22 protein-coding genes are annotated in these 25,174 nt (G+C 34.3%); 1 reads left to right on the plus strand and 21 read right to left on the minus strand.

All coding sequences use genetic code 11. The features are described 5' to 3' along the window. Window positions 1-436: 436 nt before the first annotated feature. Window positions 437-1,567: an acyltransferase family protein gene (locus ALFOR1_RS09525; RefSeq protein ID WP_104642824.1), complete on the plus strand. Its 1,131-nt coding sequence runs from the start codon at window positions 437-439 to the stop codon at window positions 1,565-1,567. Window positions 1,568-1,893: 326 nt separating this feature from the next. Here ALFOR1_RS09525 and ALFOR1_RS09530 read toward each other — a convergent pair whose 3' ends face one another. The 21 genes from ALFOR1_RS09530 to ALFOR1_RS09630 all read right to left on the minus strand — a co-directional run bounded on the left by ALFOR1_RS09530 (window position 1,894) and on the right by ALFOR1_RS09630 (window position 25,174). Then, window positions 1,894-2,622: a tyrosine-protein phosphatase gene (locus tag ALFOR1_RS09530; RefSeq protein WP_104642825.1), complete on the minus strand. Its 729-nt coding sequence runs from the start codon at window positions 2,620-2,622 to the stop codon at window positions 1,894-1,896. Between the two features lie 13 nt (window positions 2,623-2,635). Further along, window positions 2,636-4,852 (minus strand): GumC family protein, encoded by a 2,217-nt coding sequence (locus tag ALFOR1_RS09535; protein WP_058549733.1) that lies wholly within the window; start codon window positions 4,850-4,852, stop codon window positions 2,636-2,638. Window positions 4,853-4,875: 23 nt separating this feature from the next. Beyond that, window positions 4,876-5,394: a polysaccharide biosynthesis/export family protein gene (locus ALFOR1_RS09540; RefSeq protein WP_104642826.1), complete on the minus strand. Its 519-nt coding sequence runs from the start codon at window positions 5,392-5,394 to the stop codon at window positions 4,876-4,878. Continuing rightward, window positions 5,394-6,611: an outer membrane beta-barrel protein gene (locus ALFOR1_RS09545; RefSeq protein ID WP_104642827.1), complete on the minus strand. Its 1,218-nt coding sequence runs from the start codon at window positions 6,609-6,611 to the stop codon at window positions 5,394-5,396. Before ALFOR1_RS09545 ends, ALFOR1_RS09540 begins: the two co-directional genes overlap by 1 nt. Next, on the minus strand, window positions 6,595-7,998 hold the full coding sequence (locus tag ALFOR1_RS09550; protein ID WP_058549730.1) for an undecaprenyl-phosphate glucose phosphotransferase: 1,404 nt from the start codon (window positions 7,996-7,998) through the stop codon (window positions 6,595-6,597). The genes ALFOR1_RS09545 and ALFOR1_RS09550 overlap by 17 nt, the downstream gene beginning before the upstream one ends. A 449-nt stretch (window positions 7,999-8,447) precedes the next feature. Further along, window positions 8,448-9,449 carry a glycosyltransferase family A protein gene (locus tag ALFOR1_RS09555; protein WP_058549729.1) on the minus strand — a complete coding sequence of 334 codons (1,002 nt, stop codon included), beginning with the start codon at window positions 9,447-9,449 and terminating at the stop codon, window positions 8,448-8,450. A 49-nt stretch (window positions 9,450-9,498) separates the two neighbouring features. Beyond that, the gene (locus ALFOR1_RS09560; RefSeq protein ID WP_058549728.1) at window positions 9,499-10,380 is read right to left on the minus strand and encodes a polysaccharide pyruvyl transferase family protein; all 882 of its coding nucleotides are present in this window, start codon (window positions 10,378-10,380) and stop codon (window positions 9,499-9,501) included. A 1-nt stretch (window position 10,381) separates the two neighbouring features. Then, window positions 10,382-11,857, minus strand: coding sequence for an oligosaccharide flippase family protein (locus tag ALFOR1_RS09565; protein ID WP_158657437.1), 1,476 nt, complete (start codon window positions 11,855-11,857; stop codon window positions 10,382-10,384). Beyond that, window positions 11,854-12,810, minus strand: coding sequence for a glycosyltransferase family 2 protein (locus tag ALFOR1_RS09570; protein WP_158657438.1), 957 nt, complete (start codon window positions 12,808-12,810; stop codon window positions 11,854-11,856). The genes ALFOR1_RS09565 and ALFOR1_RS09570 overlap by 4 nt, the downstream gene beginning before the upstream one ends. A gap of 50 nt (window positions 12,811-12,860) precedes the next feature. Continuing rightward, complete coding sequence (locus ALFOR1_RS09575; protein WP_104642830.1) at window positions 12,861-14,030, minus strand: glycosyltransferase; 1,170 nt, start codon at window positions 14,028-14,030, stop codon at window positions 12,861-12,863. A gap of 71 nt (window positions 14,031-14,101) precedes the next feature. Next, window positions 14,102-14,914, minus strand: a complete 813-nt coding sequence (locus ALFOR1_RS09580) for a glycoside hydrolase family 16 protein (RefSeq protein WP_058549724.1) — start codon at window positions 14,912-14,914, stop codon at window positions 14,102-14,104. Then, window positions 14,911-15,822: a glycosyltransferase family 2 protein gene (locus tag ALFOR1_RS09585; protein ID WP_197709261.1), complete on the minus strand. Its 912-nt coding sequence runs from the start codon at window positions 15,820-15,822 to the stop codon at window positions 14,911-14,913. Before ALFOR1_RS09585 ends, ALFOR1_RS09580 begins: the two co-directional genes overlap by 4 nt. Window positions 15,823-15,835: 13 nt before the next feature. Further along, window positions 15,836-16,750 (minus strand): glycosyltransferase family 2 protein, encoded by a 915-nt coding sequence (locus ALFOR1_RS09590; RefSeq protein WP_058549722.1) that lies wholly within the window; start codon window positions 16,748-16,750, stop codon window positions 15,836-15,838. A gap of 50 nt (window positions 16,751-16,800) precedes the next feature. After that, window positions 16,801-17,694, minus strand: coding sequence for a glycosyltransferase family 2 protein (locus tag ALFOR1_RS09595; RefSeq protein WP_104642831.1), 894 nt, complete (start codon window positions 17,692-17,694; stop codon window positions 16,801-16,803). A 13-nt stretch (window positions 17,695-17,707) separates the two neighbouring features. Then, window positions 17,708-18,685 (minus strand): NAD-dependent epimerase/dehydratase family protein, encoded by a 978-nt coding sequence (locus tag ALFOR1_RS09600; RefSeq protein WP_104643653.1) that lies wholly within the window; start codon window positions 18,683-18,685, stop codon window positions 17,708-17,710. Beyond that, the gene (locus ALFOR1_RS09605; protein WP_158657439.1) at window positions 18,678-19,883 is read right to left on the minus strand and encodes an O-antigen ligase family protein; all 1,206 of its coding nucleotides are present in this window, start codon (window positions 19,881-19,883) and stop codon (window positions 18,678-18,680) included. The genes ALFOR1_RS09600 and ALFOR1_RS09605 overlap by 8 nt, the downstream gene beginning before the upstream one ends. 54 nt (window positions 19,884-19,937) lie before the next feature. Beyond that, a complete protein-coding gene (gene galU / locus ALFOR1_RS09610) occupies window positions 19,938-20,825 on the minus strand; it encodes a UTP--glucose-1-phosphate uridylyltransferase GalU (RefSeq protein WP_058549719.1) in 888 nt (295 codons plus the stop codon). A 358-nt stretch (window positions 20,826-21,183) separates the two neighbouring features. After that, window positions 21,184-23,043: an alkaline phosphatase D family protein gene (locus tag ALFOR1_RS09615; RefSeq protein ID WP_104642833.1), complete on the minus strand. Its 1,860-nt coding sequence runs from the start codon at window positions 23,041-23,043 to the stop codon at window positions 21,184-21,186. A gap of 4 nt (window positions 23,044-23,047) precedes the next feature. Beyond that, the gene (locus tag ALFOR1_RS09620) at window positions 23,048-23,827 is read right to left on the minus strand and encodes a TatD family hydrolase (RefSeq protein ID WP_058549717.1); all 780 of its coding nucleotides are present in this window, start codon (window positions 23,825-23,827) and stop codon (window positions 23,048-23,050) included. A 97-nt stretch (window positions 23,828-23,924) separates the two neighbouring features. Beyond that, window positions 23,925-24,251: a PilZ domain-containing protein gene (locus ALFOR1_RS09625; protein WP_058549716.1), complete on the minus strand. Its 327-nt coding sequence runs from the start codon at window positions 24,249-24,251 to the stop codon at window positions 23,925-23,927. 8 nt (window positions 24,252-24,259) lie between these two features. Next, complete coding sequence (locus ALFOR1_RS09630) at window positions 24,260-25,174, minus strand: DNA polymerase III subunit (protein WP_104642834.1); 915 nt, start codon at window positions 25,172-25,174, stop codon at window positions 24,260-24,262.

Consider the following 25,174-nt stretch of genomic DNA (forward strand, 5'->3'; position numbering starts at 1 on the left):
ATGGCAAGATTAGTTATGCAATTCTGAGTGGCTTGACTAAACTTTTAAGTACTTTCTTCTTCTCCCTAGGAATTACGAAAGTGTATTTAGTTAGCGCAAGGCTCAACTAAGAGCCATTTGTAGCCCAGAGCTTATACAATGGCTCTGGGCGTTTTTCTATAGTACTTTCTATAAAACCTAGCGCTTACAATAATATAAATATCCATTGAACAGTTATTATTTAAGCTGAACTCCAGAAATAGACTTATCCTACCTTTATTTATTAACACCAAAATTTAAACTGGTAATAGAAACTTCAATATATTAGAAAGTACACTTTGATTTTACATAGCGACCAATTGGATATAGTATTATAACAGAGTAAAAAATTTAAAATTACAGTAAAGGATTAGTAATTACCTTGGCACTATTGTTTTAATAATCAAAGGACTAACTTTTGAATAGAAGATTTGAAGCACTTGATGCATTTAGAGGGATTTGTGCGATCTCTGTAGTGATTTTTCATATGCATTTTGTTAACTCAATAACCGAATTAGATTTTTTTAGAGGTAGCGCAGTATTCGTAGAGTTCTTTTTTATTTTAAGTGGTTTTGTATTAGCACATGGTTACGGCGATAAAAAAGATTTAAATTTTAGAAGTTTTATGAAAGCCCGATTCTTCCGTATCTACCCGTTACATATATTTATGCTAACAGTATTTATAATTTTAGAGCTAGGAAAATTATTTGCTTATAAGTTCGGAGATATTTCATTTAACAATCCACCTTTTACAAACGATACATCAATTAATGAAATTGTTCCTAACCTACTACTGATACATTCATGGACTTCTTTTACAGACCCTCTCAGTTTCAATTACCCTTCGTGGAGTATAAGTATTGAGTTTTACATTTATGCATTACTTTTTACTACTATAGCCTTTTTTAAAACTAGTAAAACTATTGTTTGGTTTTGCATCTCTGCTATCGCTTTTAGCTTAATATTTTTAAAATCAGACCTATTAGTAGAAAGTGTACTAAAAGGTTTATCTTGTTTTTTTGGTGGCACAGTAATTTATCTACTATTTAAAAAAATATCGTATTTTAGATTTCCTCTTACATTAGCCACTCTAATAGAGGTATTACTAATAATTCTGATAATTTTCGTTGTAAGCGTTAACTTTAAATACAAGTCATTAATTGCGCCTTTTTTGTTTCTTTTAACTGTATTATTTTTTGCATTTGAAGCTGGTTTAATATCAAAGTTATTAAAAATAAAAATATTTCAAACCACTGGTAAGTTATCTTATTCAATATATATGACTCATGCTGCAATATTGTTTATCTTTAACTCTATTGGAATAGTTTTACAAAAAATTACTGGTGAAAGCATAGCACCAATAATAAACTCACAACGCTCCCTTGATTTTGGTGGGCAGCTCATAAATAACACTCTGATATTAATTACGCTTTCAATAATCATCTACACATCAAAAATAACTTATAATAAGATTGAATTAAAAGGTCTTGCTTTAAACAAAAAACCAGAAAAACCATTTATCAAATTAACAGGTAGCACTTTGCGTTAATGAAAACAACAAGCCTTATAAATTTGGCAATTGTTGTTGACTAGCTATACGTAACCTACATTAAAAATGATAAACAATTATTATAAGATTGAGTGGTTTGATAGCATCAGTTAATACTTGCATAGGCGCTAATTTATATAAAACTCATTAACTTAAAATATAAACTCAACTTCTAGTTTACAATGTAAAAGTTTTAAAACTTTATAAAAACACAAATATACTCCACAAATGCTATAAAGCCCTATCCTATTCAATGACTTTAACATAAGTAACAGCTAGCTATGTGTTTGAGTAATTTATAAGTGGGAGCCGAGTGTGTAATTATATTAATTATTAAATAACGAACTGGTTAAACGTTTTGGGTTACCATAAAATAATTCAAGTGCTTTATCTTCGCCCAGTAATTCAGACACTATTTTTTTTGCTTTACTTAAAATTGGAGGTCTTCGTTTAACTGAGTGTGCGTCAGAGGCAACGTAACTCACTAAATTTTTCTGCAACATATCAAAGCTAATTGTTTTTGCACTCTCCCCCCATCCCCCTTCCAAGCTTGATGCTGTTAACTGAAACTCACACCCTAATTGATTTAATCGCTCAATATAAAAAGGGTTTGCTTGTATATCTCGGTTACGCTCTGGGTGAGGTATTATTACTTTTATATTTTGCTTTGCAAGCCAGTTAATAAATTTATCATAGCCCTGTGGAACATGTGAATGTGGTAGCTCCAATAATATACAATTAAATGAATCAATTTTGCCGATGAACGGGAGCTTATTTGATAAAACTAATGTCATTAGCTCAATATCAAGCCTTACTTCTGCAGCAACAGCAAGATTTATAGTAATACCATTTGCCAAAGCTTGCGCTTTTAAGTTCTCTAAATCGTTGTACAAATGGGTGGTAGAGTTATCAAAGCGTCCAATATGTATATGAGGAGTAGCTACCATATGAGTTATTCCATCAGCTTGAGCCATTTTTAAAAGAGCTAATGACTCTTTTATATCTTTAGCGCCATCATCTAGATTGGGCAAAATGTGTGAATGAATATCAAACATAAATTATTACCTACTAAGAATTTGATTGCTCTGGCTTTTGCGAATAATCATGATAATCGTAATAGCCATGACTGTGTTCATCTTTACGCTTATTCATGTCGACTTGATTAAGTACAATACCTGCAACATGCGCTTTAGATTCAAATAAACGTTCAACACCAGCTTTAATAAGTTTAATACGTGTAACATCTGATTTAACAACATAAATGACCGAATCAGCATTTTGTGCAACAACTAAAGCATCACTTACAGCTTGTGTAGGTGGAGTATCAATAACTATGTGGTCATATTTTTCTTTCAAAATATCAAGTACCTCACTAAATTGAGTACTCGATAAAAGCTCTAATGGATTTCCTGGAATTTGACCACTTGGCATAACAGCAACTCCCGATTGACCATCAATATGAACGCATTCCGGTAGTTGTTCAGTACCTACTATTAAATTACTTAGTCCAGGATGAAATACCGGAATATCAAATCGTTTTGCAATACTTGGTTTACGCAGATCAGCGTCAATTAACAAAACTTTGCCCATTTGCGCTAATGACATTGCTAAATTAGCAGAAGTAGTTGTCTTACCCTCACCAGGGGAGCTGGAAGTAATCGCAATTACTTTATGTTCACGATCGAGTTGAGTTAACAACAAACTTGTACGAAAAGTTCGCACTGACTCAGCAAACCTTCTAAAGTTATCATCAAGGTATGCATGAATAGGAAAATGGCTTTTCCTTGGTATTTTTACATATGGTAATAATCCAAGCATACGCTGAGCAAGCTTACTCTCAACGTCACTTTTAGTTTTAACGGTATCATTTAATGCATCAAAAACGAAACTCATTACTGCTGCAAACCCAAAGCTAACGACAAAGGCCAGAATAATAATAAGTTTCTTGTTAGGCTTTGAAGGACTATTAGGCGCATAAGCTTGATCGGTAAATCGTGCAGCGGCAGAACTAAAATCACTAGTTACTTCTGTTTCTTTAGAGCGAGACAAAAACGTGTTAAAGATATTTCTATTTGTTTCAACTTCACGTTTAAGCTGATTATATTGGGTTTCTTTGCGGGTAATCTCCTGATACTCAGCACGAATCTTAACTAAATCTCGCTCAAGCGCGCTAACAGTTCGCGTTATTCTATTAAGCTCTTTTTCAATACCTGTGATAAGACCTTTGATTTGCTTATTTAAGTTATCTTTCACCGTTTTAAGTTCAGCCTTTGCTGAAATTATTTTAGGGTGCTTCGGTCCATACACTTCACCTAATTCACTTAATTTTCTCTCAACTACAATAACGTCACGTTTAACGTTTTGTATAACCTGGTGAGAAGTGATTTCAGGCATACTGCCTAACAATTCTAAGTTATTATTCCCGTACTCACTTATTACACGATTGATACTTTGCAAATTATTTTGTTCATTACGTGCAACAATTAATTGCTGCGATATTTGCTCAAGCTCTTGTGTAGCAAGACCTGCAATACCTTCAATATCTACCAATTTTTGTTGCTCTCGATATGCTTGCAGGCGTACTTCAGAATCATCTAATTGGATGCGTAACTGAGACAATCGAGTATTCAGCCAACTACTAGCCTGTTGAGTGATGCCCATTTTAGCGCGCATTTGACTTTCTATGTAAACTTGTCCAACAGTGTTAGCCACGAGTGCTGCCAATTTAGGATCACTCGATTGAAAGCTTATTCTTACTAATTGCGTATTCCTAATTGGGGTTACATAAAGGCGAGATTTGAAAGCGCCTAATAAATTAAGCATTTCACGTTCAGATTGATCTTCTGGTGAATAAACAATGATTTCTTTTTTATTAAGAGAAGGTATATGTTCTTTCAGTTTATTTTTAACCATTGACTTTAACTGATTTAAAACAGAGGGCTTTCCTATAAAGTCGGGATGCGTTTTTAAGTCAAGTTTAGTAATTACTTCACGCGCAATACTGTCGGACTTCATTACCTCAAACTGTGTTAAATAATATTCTTTCTTGTTTGAATCTAAACCATATATTTCTTCAAAGCTCACAGCTTTGGCCTGCTCAGCCTCTATAAGTAAAGTTGCTGTAGCGATATATTTAGGTACTAACGTAAATGTCGCCATAATAGCAAGTAATGTAACTACGATAGAAAAAGCAAGAATTCGCCATTTAGCTCGCTTAATTACATTAAAATAGACGCCTAAATCAATAATATCTTCACTGTTTATTTTTTCATTTGTATGGTGCATTTACTACTGCCTTGTAAACTGCTTTAAAACAAGCGTTGTTCTATTTTTATGGTGTCGCCCGCTGCAATTTGGCTTTTTAAACTACCTTTATTTTGCTGCTGTTTAGTTTGTTCTTTAAAAATATAAATTTTGTCTATAGACGCACGTTCAGTTAACCCACCAGCAAGTGCAATAGCCTGATTTACCGTCATAGCAGGTTGATAAGGGTATGCACCTGGGTTTTTAACCTCTCCATGTATATAAAAAGGACGATATTCAATTACTTGAACATAAACATTAGGGTTGACTAAATAATCAGGGCGTAAACCATTAGCAATTACTTGCTCAACCTCTGAGGTGTTTAGACCTGAAAGTTTAACTTTACCCAAAAATGGATAGTTAACCTCTCCACTGTTACCTAACAATGCAGTGACCTCCAAGTCAGGTTGGCCAAATACTTTAATTTCTACTTTATCACCTGCACCTAAAACGTAGCTTTGCTCTGATTGAGCAAAACAAACACTACTAATTACTAATAGTGTAAATATAAAAATAAGCCTCATTAACTAGCCTTTAAAGCAAATGTAAAGTTAATACCAACAACTGTGCGATCAAACTCGATTTCATTTTGAGTAGAGTTTTTATCAATAAAGTCTACATAAGTAGAAACCATACCGAAACTATTTGTTACATAATTGAGACCTAAACGTAAACTTTTAGTTTTATCTTTACGACCAAAATCACCCGTGTATTTTTCATCAGTATAATTAAGGCTGGCGAGCGAACTCAGATAATCATTCCAATTATGAGTCCAATTAACACCATATAAACTTTCTTTGATGTAATCGCCTTGAACCACAGGATCTTTTGCTGCTCGACTCGTTAAAACTTGTAAAGTAGAGTAGCTTAATGGCTTCCAATTAACTTTAGCCTCCCAGCTTAAACCACTAAAGCTTTTACGCGCTGGGTTATCAAAGTCTTTATTTTGATAACCCAGCTTAAAAGAACCTGAAGTTAGTGCCGTAGCTTCCCACTGCATACCTGCTAACATTTTTATGTCATCAGAGTCACGAGATACTCCGCTAATTTCTAGCACGTCATAACGATAGTACTCTTGTTGAATTTCAATAAATACACGTGATAAAGCTTGTGTATTATAATAACCAGTAATGCCGATTGACGATTTATCGTAGTCACGATATTGAGATACTTCTCTAAAATTTAAATATTTTTTATTTAAATAAACAGCATCAAGAGCTATTTGAGCTTTTGAGCTTTGAGCTCCATACTCATAGCGAGCTGTAAAATTTTGTAATTTATATTTAACAAGTTCATCAACGGTATCTCCCAACCCTTCAGTTAAGCCGCGACCTCTAGATTCGTATAGCCAATCAGCATCTCCAGTTACATCTAAACGATGCTGGCTCGTAAACTCTCTATGAATAGCAGTACCAATATTTACTTGAGTATAATTATCGACTGTATCTTTATTATGTAAGGCACTACTCGTACCTAAGTCTAATTCGTAGCTATTAGGTCCATCTTCAATTAATGCTTTGACATTTGGTGTAATAGCCCAAACTAATCGTGACCCCTCTTCATCGGGAGTGCTGAAAAAATTACTATTACTACTGAGACCGGTTTTTAAGGTTGGAGTGATTTCTACTCCACTTTTTGTTATAAAACTACCTGCACTTAAATTACTTGCTGCGGCAGGGGCTACTATAGCTATACTAAGAAACGCACCTAATGAAGTAATTATTTTAGTATGCATTTGCATTTTTGAACCCTTTAAAAATTGTCATGAAAATGATTTGTACATCAAACCAAAGTGACCAATGTTTAATATAATGTAAATCAAATTCTACGCGTTTTTCCATCTTGTTCAAAGTATCAGTTTCACCGCGCCAACCATTTATTTGTGCCCATCCAGTTATCCCTGGCTTTGCTTTATGGCGTAACATATAGAACTCTACCTTTTTACGGTACTCTTCATTATGTGCTACTGCATGTGGCCGAGGCCCAACTATAGACATATCACCCTTTAATACATTAATAAACTGAGGCAACTCATCAAGACTTGTTCGACGTAAGAAACCACCTAAAGGAGTAATTCGTGAGTCATTTTTTGTAGCTTGAGTTACTACTGAACTATTTTCAGTAACGCTCATTGAGCGAAATTTCCATACTTTAATTTTACGACCATCAAGGCCATAGCGGTCTTGCTTGAAAATCACCGGACCTTTTGAAGTAAATTTTACTGCAAATGCAATAGCAATAAGGATTGGGGAAATCAACGCCAAAATAATTGAGGAGACAACTATATCCTCCGTGCGCTTAATAAACTCGCGAGCTCCGATAAAAGGCGATTCAAAGACGCTCAATGTATCAAGCTCACCAACATGTTCGATACGTGCATGTATCAGACTTGACACTAAAAAATCGGGAATTATATGGACATCAACGGTTGTATCGCCAAGTTGCAGCAAAATATCTGCTATGCGTTTGTCTGCTTTCATTGGTAATGCTATATATAGAACACCAATATTACCATTTCGAGCGGCAGTAACTGCATCTTGTATCCTACCGGCTACATCATGTTTGACTGAATTTTCGAATAATCGCTCTGGTTTTCGGTCGTCATAGAAGCCTAAAAATTTAAAACCTAGTTCATCATTTTTATTGATTTCGTTGTATAAATGAACAGCGGACTCAGTTGCACCTACAATCGCAACATTTCGTAAATTAATACCTAACCGTCTTCTATTTCTTTTGAATAGATACGTGGCAAGACGCCAGCCGTACATATATGCAACGCTGAGCAAAAACCACAACCCTAAACCAATACGAGAAAGCGAATCAGAAAATTTAAAAACAAAAGATATCAAAAGTAAAAAGGCAAATGAAATAAACAAAGCACCCCAAGCACACATGACCATTGTTCTAAATTTACCGGCCCGCCAAGATCTATAAGCAGATAATATTTCAGCACAATATAAAAAGCTTAATGCAACACTGAGAACTGCCACCATATAAATAGGAGTAAGCTCTAAGCTATAAAATAAAGCTGAACATTGAAAAGCCGTAAATAATGCAAAAATATCGAATAATCGGTAAAAGTTCGCATCAGAAGAACCTGTTGGTTTAAATGTCCTTGAAGATGTCATACTATTAATCCCTATAGTTATCTTACAGTGAAACACGCTTACTAAAAGCAATTTTAATAATATATTAATGTACAGGAAGGTTCAATAATATAATCCTTTATACCTTAAATATTAAGAATGAAAAATAAAACCTATAAATAAATATTGAAAACAAATAAATTTAAACAAAAATAAACAAGCTAAACCAATATAAACTCTTTAAATTAAAAACCCAACCTGACACTCAGCCTAAAAAACATATTAACTCCAGTAAAAATAGAATTAAAATAGCACTAAGCAGATGGAAAAGTTAAAAATATGGCTCCCTGCATGGATAATAAACTTTATATAAATAGACTATGTTATACGAATAAAAACCTAAACCCACGCATGCTTATCATTACTAGAAGTTAGTATCTCCCCGTTACAAAGCATTAGCTTTTATAGGAAAAATATAACCCCATTAAGATTCAGTTTTTTGATTTAATAAAATAATTTAAAAATCTAAATGGTAATAGAATTAAGGTACGTGGGCTTACTTTATAAATTCTATTTAACAAAACCTTATCTAAACCTTTACCAGTAATAAAGTGCTTTACCATTAAATAAGAAAATTGCTCCTCTAGCCTCGAGTAATTTGATTTAACTTTATTTTTTTCAATTGAATTTAATTCAAAAAAAGAATAAATTTTTCTATAAAATAAAGTTTCATAACCAATTCGCGTTGATGAAGCTAGTTTCCCCCAATCGAAAGAGTCGAAGAATATATTTACACCTCTCCCGCAATAAACCCCTTTATTAAAAGAAAAAACCACTTTACTAGAACTATGTGCAAGTTCGAGCCAAAGAAAATAGTCTTCCCCAGCACTTACTAAAGACTCATCAAAACGATGGTTTTTAAGCTTATCAAAGTTATAAACAACACTAGAGGTTTGGCTTATGTAATAGTTTAAAAATAGACTGAAGCAACTCTTCCCGGTTAACATTGCAAAATCATCTTCCAAATGAATATTATATTTACAGACAGCCTTATCTAGATCTTTAAAACAGCCTGTTTCGTTAAATAAGGAATGTTCAGAATCGAAACGACTATGATCAGAAAAATAAAAATCTACATCTTGAATAGATAGAGCTTTCATAGCATTTGAAATATGAAAGTCCATCCAACAATCGTCGGAGTCTAAAAAAGCTAAAAACTCTATATCCTGTCCATAAAGATAATCTAACGCTTTGTTTCTAGCAGCAGCTGGCCCCTGATTTTTTTGTAAAATTAATTTCAAAGTACAATTTTTAGGTAACTTTATCTCACTAATCTCAGACTTAGCGGAAATAGGAGATCCATCATCGACTATAGTTATTAGAAAATTTATCCCCTGAGCACTCTGTTTAAAAATTGAAGCAAGTGCATTCAATAAGAGCCCGCTCTTCTTTTGATAAAAAGGAATAACAACTCCGACATTAATGCTTTTCATAAAATATTCCGTTATAAATAAACTACATTATTAATTTATATGGCTCAGATTAAACTTTTAAATCGCAATATTCTGACAACTTACTAAGTGCCATATCTGCTTTTAAATTAAAAATTTTATCTTCACTTAATTGACCGCCATTTTTAGCTAGCTTCAACAGTTTTTCACCCGCATTCTCAATATAGTATTTATCAGTAAAACTTAGCATCTTTGCGAATTGTCGACTACGTTTGCCAGTACCTAATTTACCAGTAACTTGAGACCATGAGTCTTTAATTGAAGAGCTTGGCATTTGACTAAATTCCAAATCAATATTTAGTGATTCAGCCCAATCAAACCACTTATTATGGTGTATCGGTAATATTGGCTTTAGCGATACCCAAGGTACTCTCAAAGTATCAGCCAAAATTGTGCCATGCATTGCTTCTGTGATTAATAGTTCTGTCTTTTTTAACTCAGTTAAAGACTCTAAAACATCTGGATTAGTGGGATCTATAAAATTGATACCCGCGAGTTTACAAACCAACTCCCAATTACCACGCGGAATACTTTCATAATGGGGCATAAAGCTGATTTTATGTTGTTTTTCTTGGTTAGGTAGCTTCATAAAATGAGTTAAGATAGCAGCATCTGTTATTGCTAGGCTTGGATCTAAGTTTAATGCGGCTGCAGTTCTAGGACCTCTAACAAATGCTATATCCCAGCTATCATCATGCACATCAGGTTTCGGTGTATAACCACCATAGCCTGAGCCCATAACTATTTTTTTGGGTTTCTTTGGTAAGTAATCCCATAAAATAGAGCCAATACCTAAAAATAGTTTTGATTCGTCTTCGTCAAAAAAGCCAGGAGAAACTAATGAATCCCACATATATTTATTTAGCTCATCACCGAAGTTAGGCACGTGTCCCGAAAAATAGGTTAATTTCACTTTAAATTTCCTTATAATTTTGTTTATTTGCTAATTTTATAATAATTTTGTTTTTTGGAAAAATACTTAAGGCGCTTGAGGTCAATTTCCCTCCATCAAAGAGGTACATTAATATGAAATAAATAATTATAAAAAATAACCCAGCAAAGACTACGTTTAAAATTATTAGCTCAAAATAAAAGATGTTACCTAAGCTTAGTGTTAGTAATATACTTATGACGGCACAGATAACAGGTGATATAAAACTTGAAAGATATTCACTAATAGTTATATTTAATAATTTACATGAACGCATCATAGAGGCAGTGCAATAAGTTAGCTTTGCAAGTATGAGGGCAGCTAAAAAACTTTCAACTCCCCAATATACACACAACGTTGTTATTGGCACTATAATAATTGATAACTTTAATTGTAAATGAAACCACCATTTCGCATTATTAGTTAGAAGAATAATATTTTTTTGTGGAATGCCTAATATTACTATCATATATGCAATGCAGAAAGCTTTAAATATTAGAACTGACTCTAGCCACTTTTCTGTAAATAAAATAATAAATATATCTGATGAGTACGCGAATAAAAAAATAAAAATTGGATATAGTAGAACAACTGAAAAGTATACAGAGTTTAAAAATCCCACTTTTAGATTGCCATTTTCTGCCTGAGTTTTAGCTAATATAGGAAAGCTAACCTCAGATACTGTACCAATAAAGACCTCATTAATTATAGTAGATAACCTTTTAGCGACACTATAAAAACCTAACTGCCTATTCCCTAAAACACTCCCTATAATAAGAGATTCATAATTACTTAAGGCAAAAGTAAGGCCATTAGTTAACGTTGTATATATTGAAAATGAGTTTAGCTTTACTATATGTTCAAATTTAAAAACAAAAGAAACTCTATCTCTTGTGGGTATGTATACAACTAAAAAATTGAAAATAGAAAGCACTACCTGAGACCAAATTAGCGCCCATATACCATAATCTAATGTGAGTAGTAATATTATTATAAAAGCAGAGATAATACCTGAAAAAAAAGTCCTCAAAGCTAAGTTTGCATACCTTTGTTCCTTTAAAAGCAGTATATTTAAAGTAGAGTACAATCCATCAAAAATTAATTTAGAGCAAAATACCGCCAATGCATAATTAAATGTTTCAGTTTGAAAATCGAAAGGTGATATCAAGCAAAATACTAGTATTGAAAATACGAGTAAAATTGAAACAAAAAAATTGAGCCAAAAAATACTACTAATCGTGGGAGTATCGCTAATTTGATATTTTATTATAGCTTCTCGCCAACCTACTGGCATTAAGCTACTCGATATATAAATTATTGACAAAGCGAATGCTATCAAACCAAAATCTTCTGGTGCTAAAATTCTAGCCGAATACGTAAATACAGCAAAGTTAATGATTGGTGGGAAAAATTTACTTATAAAAAGCCAGACTATCCCTTTAGATTTACTGTCATTCACTTGTTTAATCTTCTTCTAACGACGCGAATAAAAAATTGTGTCTTTAAATTTTTTAAAATAAAGATAAAAGCAGAAAGAGAATTTGTAATAGATTTTATAGTTGTTTTATAATTTTTATTTTTTATTGAAGAGTAAAAACATATCCATTGCACTTTAATATTAATGCTTTGTGCGTGTCTTAGTAATAACTTTCTTTCATGAGAAGTTAAACTTTCTATCTTAGCTAACTCATAGTCGCAATCTCTCAATTTAATCAGATCTTTTTTACTATGATTACCTGATAGTGAGTTTTGACGAACAACAGCTACATACCCAGAAGCTTCTATTAATTTTAATTTAGCTCCAAATATTAAACACCGACAATAGAGTTCATAATCTTCACCCAATCGCATATTTTCTTGATAAGTTAGGTTATTCTCTAATAAAAAATGACGTTTAATTATAGGTTTAATAAACCCAAGTTCTTTTCTAAACTCGCCTTTTTTAGTAATGTTCGACTCAATAAAATCTGATAAAGATATTAGCGTTGGAAATTTTTGTCTTTTTCCAAGCATTGCTGTTTTTCTGCTAGTTGTATCATTCTCATTTATACGAAATTTGTCATCTGCAATTAGCTCTATGCCTTCACTATGTGCTAATAACTTCTTAAAGCGACCTCTTTCAATATAGTCATCTGAATCAAGTACTGTTACCCATTTAGCTGTACACTTTGTGAGAGCAATATTTCTAGCTTTCGCTGGCCCACTGTTTATATCAGTAGAAAATACAGAGACTTTTGTGAATTGCTTTTGTAAGCCTGCCAACATTTGCATAGTACTATCGGAAGAGCAATCATCTACTACAATCACTTGACTAACAAACTCGTCATCTACTACAGACTCGACTGCTCTTACGATTGTTTTTTCTGCATTATAAGCAGCTATAATAACTGCTATAGTATTATTATTGAACAAAATATATCCCTATCATTAGTCGTAACAAAGTTACGTTTCTCAACGTGTAGTCACCTAGTCGAATCAGCTTTTTTCCAAGTCACAGTTTTCTTGCCTGAAATGGACTGTAGAATACCAATACCAGCAGCAATATTAGCCATAGTAAAATATTCAGCTATTACCGCTAATTTTGAAACTACAGGTACTTTTGGGAATTTATTTAACCAAGATAAAATAGCCATTACATAAAAAATAACATGTAATATCAGAATTGAAGTGAAAAAATAGCCGCTTTCAAAAATAGCTAGATAAAAATTAGACACTAAAGCAGATATCATAAAAAATAGACTATACCAGCGTAATACTTTATGTGAGTAGAGTTTCCATAAATTAAACAGAGACAGCTTATTTAAACATTCAGCCCGCAAATGTTTATAACTATTATATGAGCGGTTACTGATCCTGACTTTTCTAGGAAACTCTTCGGCAGTGGTCTCTGCACCTTTTTCATAGGCTGTAATTGAATCATCAAATTTCAGTTTATAGCCTTGATTTACCACCCCCATTGAAGAACAAAAATCATCCAGAACATGTACAGGTAATTCTCTTAACAGAGATCTTCTTATTGAAAAAATAGACCCATCGGCCCCCATCATCGAACCTGACAACGACTCCGACTTTTTAATCATTTCTTCATATTTCCAATACAACCCATTACTTTGCGTTGCCCCCTCAACATCATCATTGGTATAAATTAACTGCCCTGCTACACCACCAACGTCTTTATCTTCATAACATTTTGCAATTTGTAATAAAGCATCACTTTTTAAATAAACATTAGCGTCAGAAAAAACCAATATATCGCATTCAATATCAACTAAAGCCTTATTAATTGCATTAGTTTTGCCTAGACCATCACTCACTTCAAATAGCTCAACTCTACCAGGGTGTTTATCTATATATTGTTTAGTTATTTCTACTGTTTTATCTGAGGAAGTATCAGATATTACAAGAATTTTATAATTACTTGTGTCGTAATCTAAGGCGAGGTGATTTTCAATTTTTTTACTTATTACAGCTTCTTCGTTATGTGCTGGTACTACAATAACGATAGTTCTATCTGTATTTGAAAAATTAGCTTTAACATTATCTTTTTTAACTAAACCGCACATGTATATACTTAAAGGAAACAAAAAATATATATAAACCAAAAAAAATATTGAAATAAAAAATATTGTCATTACTAACCACCATCCATTGCTATGCCTTATCTAAGGACTTTAAAAATATTAGATTTTCACCAGCATTATAGTTACTGATAAACCCTTACATAATCTATTAAAAACTGCTGTGGGAATATGGCGTCATCAATTCCATGTTTTCCTCCCCAAGAACCACCAATTGCTAAATTAATAATTAAATACATTGGCTCATCAAAAGGCCAATAATCTGCACTGTCGCCTTCTTTTTCATAGCTAAAAACTAACTTATCGTCTATGTAGAACTTAATTATATTGGGATGCTTTTCAACAGCATATGTGTGGTAATCTGTTAATAAATTATCTAATTTAAATTCTTTATTTATACCTTTTTTATTTTGATGATTTCTCTTTGTTGTATGCAAAGCTACATGCACTTTATTTTTTTTGTAGCCAACATACTCCATGAGATCAATCTCTCCTTTAGCAGGCCACCCTTTCCCGCCTTTATCTGCACCGAGCAGCCAAATAGCGGGCCAAACACCTACACCTTTAGGCAATTTAGCACGCACTTCAATTCTAGCATGTGTCCATGAGTTTAAGTTGCGTGTCGTTAGGCTCGCAGAAGTATAAGGTTGCTTCTTTGCTTCAAATAACTCTTGCCATAAACCTGAATCATTTCCAGCATCTTTTCGAGCCTCTATTATAAGGTTTCCATTTTTTACTCTAGAATTTTCTAGATTAGATACATTATAAAATTGCTTTTCTCCGTTACGAACATATCCTTTTTCGTATCCCCATTTACTTTTATCTGGAAGGCCTTCGTAATTAAATTCATCACTCCAAATTAGTTTTTTAAACTCTTGTGCATATAATGAATGTGAAAATATAAAAAAGAATAAAGCGAAAAAAAATTTTCCCTTCATGCGTAGCTCCTTACTTTACCGCCAGATAAAATTCCATAAAAAAAACCAAAACCATGAGACAAATCACATAAGCTGTCTAAATGTGTACGTTTAGGACTAATCAAGAATGGTAAAAATGATAGTAAGCCCTTAACTATATATGCAGTACCTTTAAAGGCGCATGTACTCAATACCTTAAAAAAAGACTTATTGCAGCTTTCAATTTTAAAGCCTGTAGCTCCCATCCTAAAACAACGTCGTAATGCCCACTTAGTAGTTAAGCGTTCTTGTACTATGTGCTCTTGAACTATCGCACTTTGCACCCAGCTAATTTTACCACCGGATGCTGTAAGTCTTAAGAAAAGCTCTTTATCTTCACCACCGTGGATTAGTGACTCATTAAATTTAAGATTAAATTTTTGCATTGTGTTGACGTCAATTAAAATATTATTAGTTGCCGCCCATTTAACAACTACACCTTCATTTACCTTACGCTCATGATATAAACTTGCTAAATTGAAATATTTAGCTGTATTAGCTGGAAAGATAGCTTTTTGAGGTCCCGCGACAACGTCAAAACCATTCATTTTAGAGCAAAGTGATTGAAGCCAGTTTTGCTGCGCGAAAGCATCGTCATCAATAAAAGCTAGATAATCGTAGCTTTTATTTGTAGCAAACGTTAGAGCATTATTCCGTGCATACGGTATACCTTTTTTTGTTTCGAGAGCATGGATGATCTTTACTTCACTTTCATTTGAAAACTTACTTAAACTATCACCAACTAGCTGATTATGTTTTAGATTATTTTCAACAACCAATATACTCAATTCGATATTATTATTGATCTTTTGCTCAATAATACTCAATAAGCACTGCTCAAAGGTCGTACTTCTACTTCCTGTTGTTAACACGGCAACTAGTACTTTCAAAGAAATCTCCATATTAATTTAATAGTCTTTTTCTAATTGGGAGCCATAACAAACTGCACGCTCTTGGGTTCGCTATTACTATACAGAGTGACTTTAAGACTTTTTTATTTTTAATTGACTCAACAAGTGAAATATAGCTTTTAGTTTTAGATAAGTTTCTACTTCTGAGTTTAAAAGCTTTATATTCCAAAGGTTGAAAAGGGTACATGTCTGCAAACTTTTTATCTCCCCATTGAAACTTATCGATATGCTCCTGATTAAGCTTCCCTGAAATAGAGTCCCCTCGGATGTTATATACATAACCACAAACTTCTACCACCTTAGCTTTCGCTTTCGCTGCTAAACAAGATGCTAAGAAATAGTAGTCTTCACCAATGCGAACCTCAGGCCAATATCGCACCTTATTAGTTATTAAAAAAGACTTTAAAAAAATAGGTTTTACATAACCGGTGGTTTTTTTACCCATAAAATCTGAATTGCCAGCAATAAACTCAGCAAGTGATAAATTGCCCTTTTTGAGTTCATTATTAGTATAAAATGGCTTAAGCTCGTTAGGATCCCCTAAACACATGTAAAAATCATCGATTAAAATATCAGCGGTTCCATCATCTGAATTAATCATTGTATTTAATCTGTTAGGTAAAAAGTAATCATCCGAATCTAAAACAGCTATCCACTTCCCTTTTGCAGCTGAAAACCCAATATTTCGAGCAGCTCCTGGACCACCATTTTTACTAGAACGAATTAACCTGACACGTTCATCTTTATAGTTTTCAACTACGCTACAAGTGTTATCATTTGAAAAGTCATCTACCACTATTACCTCAAGGTTTATATCTTGCTGCAAAGCCGAGTCTATCGCCTTACTGATAAACTTCTCAGAATTCCATGCTGCGATAATAACTGAAACTTCTAATTCAACTTTCATATGATTCCTTGTTGATAGAATCGACTAAACCCTCGATCATTTTAAAGTCCTTAGTACTGAGTTATCTCGTTTTTACCTAAAAGCTTTGCAAGTACTCCAAAATGTAGAGTCCCTCTTAGTAACCATTTATATTTTTTATCACTACCAAGTATTGATATAAGGCACATAAATAAGCAGAACGTAAACTTACAGATTGCTAAAGCACTATATTTTATTTTATTTTTAAAACTAAACTTATGTTTGAGTACCCGGGCACCACATGTTTGTCCAAATCTAAATTTTCGTTTTAATAGCCACATTAAATTTGCTCTCTCTAACGGCACAGCTTCTGTTACTAATGCATCCGACGCAAAAGTGATATTGCCGCCATTAGAATAAACCGATGAAAAATAACTACTATCCTCCCCCCCCGATTTACCCAAAGAAAGGTCAAAACGCAGCTTAGCACAGGCAGGGTGCTTTAAATGAATTAGTGCGTTTGCCGTTGATGTAGTTTGTATTACACCTTTTACATACACTGGATGTTGGGAATGAAAATCACATTCTTTCATCCAAGCTGGTGCATTTTCCTGATAAATAGCTTTAACTGGTCCGCAAACAACAGCAGCTTTTTCTAATTGTGCTTTTTTGTATAAATTTGAAAGCCAGTAAACTGAAGCTATTTCATCATCATCAATTGATGCCATCCAATCGCAATCCACATTATCTAAGCATGCATTCCTTGCAATTGAGATATTTTGAGAAGGTGCATGTACATACCTTAAATTCAAACCAAATTCTTCAGCCCAAACTTCAATTGTATCTTTTGCTTTATTTGTTTTATCGTTGTCAGCAACTAATACCTTTAACGTTATATCCTCTGATAAAGACTGTTTTGCTAAAGACTCTAGTGTATCCCTGAGGCTACTTCGCTGGTATGTACATATTGCAACACAAATTTCCATGTAGTAACCCTATCTAATTAAACTTTCCATTTGTGGCAGATGACCATTTGTTTAATGCAACCTCAACTCCGCCATCAAACTTTTTACCTTTTGATACTAACCAGCCTGGGTAAACATCAGTAGATTTCACTAATTTCATTACTCTATCGGGATGGATCCCAATATTGAACGCATTAAACAAGCGCAAAGTTTTTGCCACTCCAAGAACAAAAGCTTTTGGTAACATGACCGTTTTCACATTTTCAAAATGATTAGACTGAAAAGTTATTATGATATCTTCTAGAGTGTAGCCTTGGTGGTATGCACCATTAAACGTAATCAGTGTTTGGTTTTGTTCTTCAGCAAAATTAATAGCCTCAAGTAGATCATCTACGTATATGCACGCTTTAATGGTGTTCTTTCTTCCTGGATAAATAAATATGCCTTTACTAAGTAATGTTGCCAACCTAGTAAAGTTACCACCTTCGCCAGGCCCAAATACAACTGCTGGTCTTACTATTACTAAACGTTTATTTTTTAAATCTTTATTAAGCCATTCTTTATGGATTTTCTCTGCAATCATCTTAGAATAGCCATAAGAGGACTCTGGTTGTAATACGGTTTCTTCAGTTTTTTGCTCTTCGCTGGGCCCATAGACTGAAATCGAACTAGTAAAAACTATATGCTCAATACCTGCTCTTTCTGCATATTTACATACTTCAATTGCACCACATACATTTGTTTCATAATACTCATGGTGTTCATGCCCTGGAGTAGTATGAATAGCTGCAAAATTATAAATTTTTTCAACACCATCAAACTTCTCTAAAGAAGATAGATCCCTTACATCTGCTAAGATGTAATTTACACTTTCTCGTTTAACCTTAGGCTTTTTAATATCCACTGAAATAATTTTTTTACATCCTTGAGTTATAAGCTTGTCAATAAGGTGGGAACCTATAAAACCTGAGCCGCCAAAAATAACTACACCTTTAAGTACTTCATCACTCATAACTTTCATCTTCCTTTAAATAAACCCAAGATATACACATAAAAAAGTGGATAATCGTAAACTGTTCAAACCAAACAGCTTCTAAAAACGTTTGTAAAAACATGTAACTCAAAATCAATATTGCAAAGAAATGAGAACTACCTAAGTGAATGTGTTCTAAATCGAATATCCTACTTATAAATATTACAATTAAATATAAATATAGAAACAAACCTAATAAACCTAGCTCAACTGCCACATCTACGTACATGTTATGAAAATTAAACCCAGCTCCTGACGGGACGTGGTGCAAAGCCCAAATATCCTCAGCTATATTATTCCCAACGTAAAATAGACTTTGGAAGCCGACTCCTAAAATAGGGCTCTCTTTTATCAGAGATACACCTCTCTCCCATAAGTGGGTTCGACCAGTCAATGTAGGGTCTTTACCTACGCTATACATTAACTCATTAAAACTTCCGTTTATAAGTGAATAAACCAATAAGAACATGCAAAATATAAATACAAAAGTTATAAGCCAATTAAACTTTCCCCTAGTAAATTTATCTAGAGATAAGTTCTGATAAAAAATAATAACTAAACTTATAAATACACTACCTATGACAAAAATAATCGCGCCCAATGACTTTGCTTTAACTAACACTAAAGTTGACGTAAGTAGTAATACAGCCCCTAATAATCGACTAAAAATATCAATTTTATTATTCATCGTTAGTGTAAGTGCTAATGCAATACACATAGATGTATTTGCAGCTAGATAATTTTTACTACCAAAAATACCAATTAAACTTATTTCGCCTGTCATCCCATTTAAAGCAGTTCTGGATGAAAACAAGCTCATCACCATTGCAATTAACATAATAAAAGCTGAGGCTCTTAAAAATAAATTAAGTGGTAAACGGCTAGCGATAACAACAGCATAAATAGTAGTCAGCAATAATTGTATATTTGCTCTTAATGCTGTAGCGGGAATATCAGACCAAACCACCGAAGCTAAACACAAACCCGGTATTAAAAATAATTCCCAGTTTATTCTGCACACTTTTAATGTATAGGTAATTCCAGATGCAGCATAAACTGTACCAGCTATTAAAAATGTTAAAGCAGCGAGAGCCCCAAACATCGTATTAAACAGTAATGAACCAACAGCTAATGATGCCCAAATTGAAGCGTATAAATAATCTTTTTTTATAAGCATTATAACCTTAGCTACAGCCATTCCATTTAAAAAATAACAATATTAAACAGTGAGTTAGATTAGTTTTCTTATTTGTTCTGTAAATTCTTTACCAAGGTGACTTGATTGCATAGCATATTCAACATTTGCAAGCATATAACCAAGTTTAGATCCGCAATCATGTGATTTGCCTTTTAAATGATATGCCTCTAGCGTTTCTAAATGACGAAGCTGCAGTAATGCATCAGTTAACTGAATCTCTCCACCAGCTCCGGGTGGGGTGTATTCTAATAAATCCCAAATTGCAGTTGAAACAACATAGCGCCCTGTAATCGCTAAATTGCTTGGTGCTTCATCATTATTTGGTTTTTCAACCATATTTTTAATAGCAGCACTTTCGCCTGCTTTAATTTTTTTACCCGCAAGGTCTACAACACCATATTGATGAACTTGCTCATGTGGTACAGCTTCGACCATTACTTGGTTGTGACCTGTTTTATCAAAGCGATCAATCATTTGACTTAAGTTGTCTTTTTTAGCGTCTGATTGGTATTTGTCGATAATTACATCTGGTAGCATAACTGCAAATGGATTTTCGCCAACTATAGGGCGAGCAGCTAATACAGCATGTCCAAGCCCTAAGGGAGCTGACTGCCTTACTGAAATCACAGTTACATCTTTCGGTACTATAGAACGCACTTCTTCTAAAAGACTACGTTTTACTCGTGCCTCAAGCGTAGCCTCTAGCTCGAAGCTAGTATCAAAATGGTTTTCAATCGAGTTTTTGGATGCATGTGTTACAAGTACAATTTCTTTTATTCCTGCAGCTACGGCTTCATTTACTACATATTGAATCAGCGGCTTGTCTACAAGAGGGAGCATTTCTTTAGGGATGGCTTTTGTCGCGGGCAGCATGCGTGTTCCAAGGCCTGCGACTGGCAATACTGCTTTTAATACTTTCACTTTAATTCCTTTTATTTTGCTTTATGAAAGCACAAAAAAGGAATTAAAAAATTTAAAATCCTTATATATGTACTTCACTTACCATGTGAATTTTTATTATACACACCACAACAATCTACTCAATAAAAAAAAGCATCCTTTTTGATGTTTTTATGTTAATTTTTTGTTGCACCACATTGGATTTTTTATGCACTGTATTAGTGCGATAAAGCTTGTACTTTAAAAGTTTATTTTACTGTACTAAAAACACTCATAATATCCGTAAAAATAACTTAAGAAGGATACACGGTAAAATTTTTTAATCTGTAACTTTAAAGAAACAGCTCTTACAGTTACAAGGGAAGCTCTTTAGAACAAACTACTGCTCTTCTAAATCAAACTCAGTTAAATGGCCGTCGCCGTGGATTAGTTGGTAGCGGGCTAAATTTCCTTGCTCTAATGTAATTAAGCTAATGGCGGAGTCGCTTACTAGGTACTTTTGGCCTTCACCTTTGGTTTGGTGTTTATCTACTTCCATGTGCCAGCGTTTGGTAAAAAAGTTAAGCGGGCTTTTGGGGCTGTATAATATTGAATCGAGCTTATCAAGTACGTTAATTAGCTTACGCGGGAATTCGTTTTTGATACCGCTAGCGGTGAGTTGCCATATTCTGTTGGGATGGTCACCAAAACGCTTTTGCACTGAAAAGCAAAATGAATAATGCACATCGCCCGATAAAATAAGAGTTTCGTTTGGGGTATCGGTTCGTCTAAAGGTATCGAGTAGTTTTTTAGCTGAGCCCTCGTGAGCCATCCAGTTTTCTACATCAACCATAAGCGGTTGGCCGCACATATTAAACGCGGCTTGTATTGCCTCTATTGATTTAACACCAAAAACAGGGGCTGGTGATACGATAATCACTTTATCATGGCTTAGTAAGCTCTCTTCAAGCTCTGTGAGTCTTTCCCAGTCGAGCAACCCTGAAGGCTCATTAAAGTTACTCTCATTACGCCATCGGTGTGTGCGGGTATCTAGCACAACAACTTTAGGTATTGTTGTTAACTCGTAATGCCAATAATTAAAATTGTTTAAAGGTTTATCAAACGCTTGTAGCTGCCAAACATTATTAGCGGATTTACTTTGCTTAAAAGGCGTTAATAGCTCACCTGTTTTTATTAGTGCGTCATTCCCCATTCCTTGAAATAGCCAATAGCTAATTAAGCCATTATTAATAATTCGCTTACTGCACGGGTTTTGATTTATAGCTTGCTCCCACCCTGCAGTAAGGTTCCAATCGTCGGTTACATCATGATCGTCAAATATCATTAAAGTAGATACATTCGCAAATAAACGCTCTACTTCGTTTAGACCTTTCGCATAGTCAATCAGCGCTGTTTTTTCGGCATTAAAAATGGTCTGATTTTTTGAACTTTCACCTAAGTAACTCGCTTCTTTAATATTTACACATTGCCAAGCTAATGCACTAAAATTTAGTAAATATAGAGCAATGTACTCTTCAAAGTGAATTAGGTGGTTGTAGGCTTTTACACTAGAGAAATGCGGCTCGTCTTTTTTAAGCCAATAGCCAACACCTAGTTTAGGACGCTTTTGCCAAGGTGTTTTTGGTAAATATAAATGGCGATTATAAAGCTGATCGTTAATATCATCTGGCAGATCAAGCGCTAAGGTTTGCTCTTTATAAATACCCAAAGCTTCAATTAATTGGTGAATAACTAATAACATAGGGCCCGCTACGTCATCAGCATAAACCTGATCACCGCTTAATAATAAAAGTTGAGCGCCTTGGTTATTATTTTCGCGCCTTGTATTTTGCCACTCGCTTGCAGACACCAAACTATCTTTTGCTGGGTGGTGCGCATTACGGCACGAGCCATGTAGTATATTTGTAAGTTTATTAGGTATTACAAACGCAGGCGCAGATTGGCTTGAATAACACCAAGGGGATAAATCAACTAAGCTGCCATCTATAATAAGTTCATAGCTTAATAAGCTATCAAGCGGGAATATAGTACTTACCGGTTTTATAATTACAAAGTGTAAATATAAGTGCTGACCTAAGGCTACCGTTTGTTGATCGCTATAGCTTTCGAGTTCGAGGAGGTTTATTTGGCAGCTAGCGGGTTTAGAGGTGGCAAACTGAATACACACACCCGTTTGCTCTGCACGGCGCACCATTGGCCCCATTAGTAAAATAGGAAGTAGCGCCGTATCAGTAATCATGTAGTTAGCCTTTAGCTGCTAATTTAAATAAAGAATAGAAGTTATCGGTAGTTGCTTTAGCAAGCTCGTTAAAGTTAATGCCTTTAAGCTCGCTAATGTAATAGGCTACATCTTCAACATAGGCTGGCTGATTTGTTTTGCCTCGGTACGGGACTGGCGCTAAATACGGCGAATCGGTTTCGATAAGTAATCTATCAAGTGGGATTTGTTTTACTACTTCTTTCAGTTCAACTGCATTTTTAAAAGTAACAATACCCGATATTGAAATATAAAAGCCCATATCAATTGCTTTTTTTGCCATATCCCAATCTTCTGTAAAGCAATGCAGTACGCCACCGCAATTTTCTGCTTTGTGTTCTCGCATTAAATTAATTGTATCTTCTCGCGCATCGCGAGTATGGATTATTAAAGGCTTTTGTAATTCGTTTGCTACTTCTATGTGGCCAACAAAACTTGCTTGTTGAACTGCATGCGTATCTTTTGAGTAGTAATAATCAAGCCCCGTTTCGCCAATAGCGACCACTTTTTGGTGCGAAGCTAAATCGATTAATTGCTGTTTGTTAAGCGCGTCTTTTTGATCAAGCGGGTGTACACCACATGAAGCTGAAACATCATCGTAGTGTTTTATTTTATCAAGCATGCTTGGGAATTGGTCAAGCGTTACACTCACGCATAAGAAGTGTTCAACTTGCTTTGCACGTGCTTTATCAAGTACTTGGTCAAGGTTTAAATCTAGTTTATCAAAATCAAGACGATCTAAATGGCAATGAGAATCTACAATCACTATATGGCCTGTATTGTTTTATGGTTTTAAGTTACTAATTAAAGAGCACTAATAGCTCAATAAAGTTGAAATGGCATAAACTTATATATGCTTAAAACTACATGGTATACGTAGGATTACCGGAGTTTAACATAGTCCCTAATAGCTTTTCGATTTTAGCATTTAAGTTTGTTTTATCATCTAAGAAACTAATGCCTATGCCTGGTGGATTAGAGCTCTGTGCACCTTGCGGGGTGATCCACGCGACCTTACCCGTTACTACATCGTCCTCTAGGGCATCGGGTAAAGTGACGCGAAGCGCCAAAGAATGCCCTACTTCGTAACGCATGTTAGTACGTACAAATAGGCCGCCTTTTTTTAAATAAGGCATGTAACAACTATACAACTCATCTAAATCATCTATATCTACTAAAAGCTCTTGCATAATAAATCCTATTGATTGCGTAACGTGTATGCTAATCGCGATACAGCAAGCGGTAAATTAAGGCCCAGTACTTGAATATTATTTTGTAAAAATTCAGCTAATGCATGCTGTGCATTTTGGTAAGAGTCAAAGCTCATACCCTGTAAAAGCTGCTGCTTTAATTGCTCACTTAAAAACAACGTAAATATACGTACTAGCTCTGGCTGCTTATTTATTATATCGACTAACGCATTGAAATTATGGCTTTGTTTAAAGTCAGTTGCAAACTTATAAAGTGTATCAATATTATTTAGTTGTTCTTGCTCTTGCCACTTTTTTATTTGCAGTGGTTGGTTATAAAAAAGAGTGAGCCAACTAAAATGTTGGATTTCTAACGTTTGTAGCCATTGCTCTGCAAGTGCGGTATTTGTTACTTTTACCTCACTTTTAGCGCAGCGGCTTAAAATAGTGGCTGGAAGCTGTGCAGGCTGACTTGTTGTTAAGATTAAAAAGCGGCTATTGGTTGGTTCTTCAAGCGTTTTTAATAATGCATTAGCCGCAGCAACGGTCATTTTTTCACAGTTTTCTATAATGGCGACTTTGTTACCATTTTGCGCAGCTGAATGATTCATAAAATCACTGATACCGCGTATATCATCTACGCCAATACTTTGCCCATCAACTTGCGTTAACCGCTTATCAGGGTGATTACCCGCAAGCGTTAGTGAGCAGCTTTTACAGTGCCCGCAAGGCTTGAGTAAACCATTATCAGACGTTATTTCCTCATTAATATTTTGACATAAAAGTGCATTGGCAAGCTCATCACTAAGTGCGAATTTACCCACGCCTACAGGCCCACAAAATAATTGCGCATGATGAAATCGATTTGCACGAAAGCTTTGTACTAAGCGAACTTGAGTATCATGTAGCCATGGCAATGCCAT

Source organism: Pseudoalteromonas carrageenovora IAM 12662 (assembly GCF_900239935.1).
Taxonomy (GTDB): Bacteria; Pseudomonadota; Gammaproteobacteria; order Enterobacterales; family Alteromonadaceae; genus Pseudoalteromonas; species Pseudoalteromonas carrageenovora.

Excerpts from the sequence above, each read along its gene's own strand:
- ALFOR1_RS09530 (WP_104642825.1), bottom strand. The coding sequence starts at position 2,622 with ATGTTTGATATTCATTCACACATTTTGCCCAATCTAGATGATGGCGCT.
- ALFOR1_RS09535 (WP_058549733.1), bottom strand. The coding sequence starts at position 4,852 with ATGCACCATACAAATGAAAAAATAAACAGTGAAGATATTATTGATTTA.
- ALFOR1_RS09540 (WP_104642826.1), bottom strand. The coding sequence starts at position 5,394 with ATGAGGCTTATTTTTATATTTACACTATTAGTAATTAGTAGTGTTTGT.
- ALFOR1_RS09545 (WP_104642827.1), bottom strand. The coding sequence starts at position 6,611 with ATGCAAATGCATACTAAAATAATTACTTCATTAGGTGCGTTTCTTAGT.
- ALFOR1_RS09550 (WP_058549730.1), bottom strand. The coding sequence starts at position 7,998 with ATGACATCTTCAAGGACATTTAAACCAACAGGTTCTTCTGATGCGAAC.
- ALFOR1_RS09555 (WP_058549729.1), bottom strand. The coding sequence starts at position 9,449 with ATGAAAAGCATTAATGTCGGAGTTGTTATTCCTTTTTATCAAAAGAAG.
- ALFOR1_RS09575 (WP_104642830.1), bottom strand. The coding sequence starts at position 14,030 with ATGACAATATTTTTTATTTCAATATTTTTTTTGGTTTATATATATTTT.
- ALFOR1_RS09580 (WP_058549724.1), bottom strand. The coding sequence starts at position 14,914 with ATGAAGGGAAAATTTTTTTTCGCTTTATTCTTTTTTATATTTTCACAT.
- ALFOR1_RS09590 (WP_058549722.1), bottom strand. The coding sequence starts at position 16,750 with ATGAAAGTTGAATTAGAAGTTTCAGTTATTATCGCAGCATGGAATTCT.
- ALFOR1_RS09595 (WP_104642831.1), bottom strand. The coding sequence starts at position 17,694 with ATGGAAATTTGTGTTGCAATATGTACATACCAGCGAAGTAGCCTCAGG.
- ALFOR1_RS09600 (WP_104643653.1), bottom strand. The coding sequence starts at position 18,685 with ATGAGTGATGAAGTACTTAAAGGTGTAGTTATTTTTGGCGGCTCAGGT.
- ALFOR1_RS09605 (WP_158657439.1), bottom strand. The coding sequence starts at position 19,883 with ATGCTTATAAAAAAAGATTATTTATACGCTTCAATTTGGGCATCATTA.
- ALFOR1_RS09615 (WP_104642833.1), bottom strand. The coding sequence starts at position 23,043 with ATGATTACTGATACGGCGCTACTTCCTATTTTACTAATGGGGCCAATG.
- ALFOR1_RS09625 (WP_058549716.1), bottom strand. The coding sequence starts at position 24,251 with ATGCAAGAGCTTTTAGTAGATATAGATGATTTAGATGAGTTGTATAGT.
- ALFOR1_RS09630 (WP_104642834.1), bottom strand. The coding sequence starts at position 25,174 with ATGGCATTGCCATGGCTACATGATACTCAAGTTCGCTTAGTACAAAGC.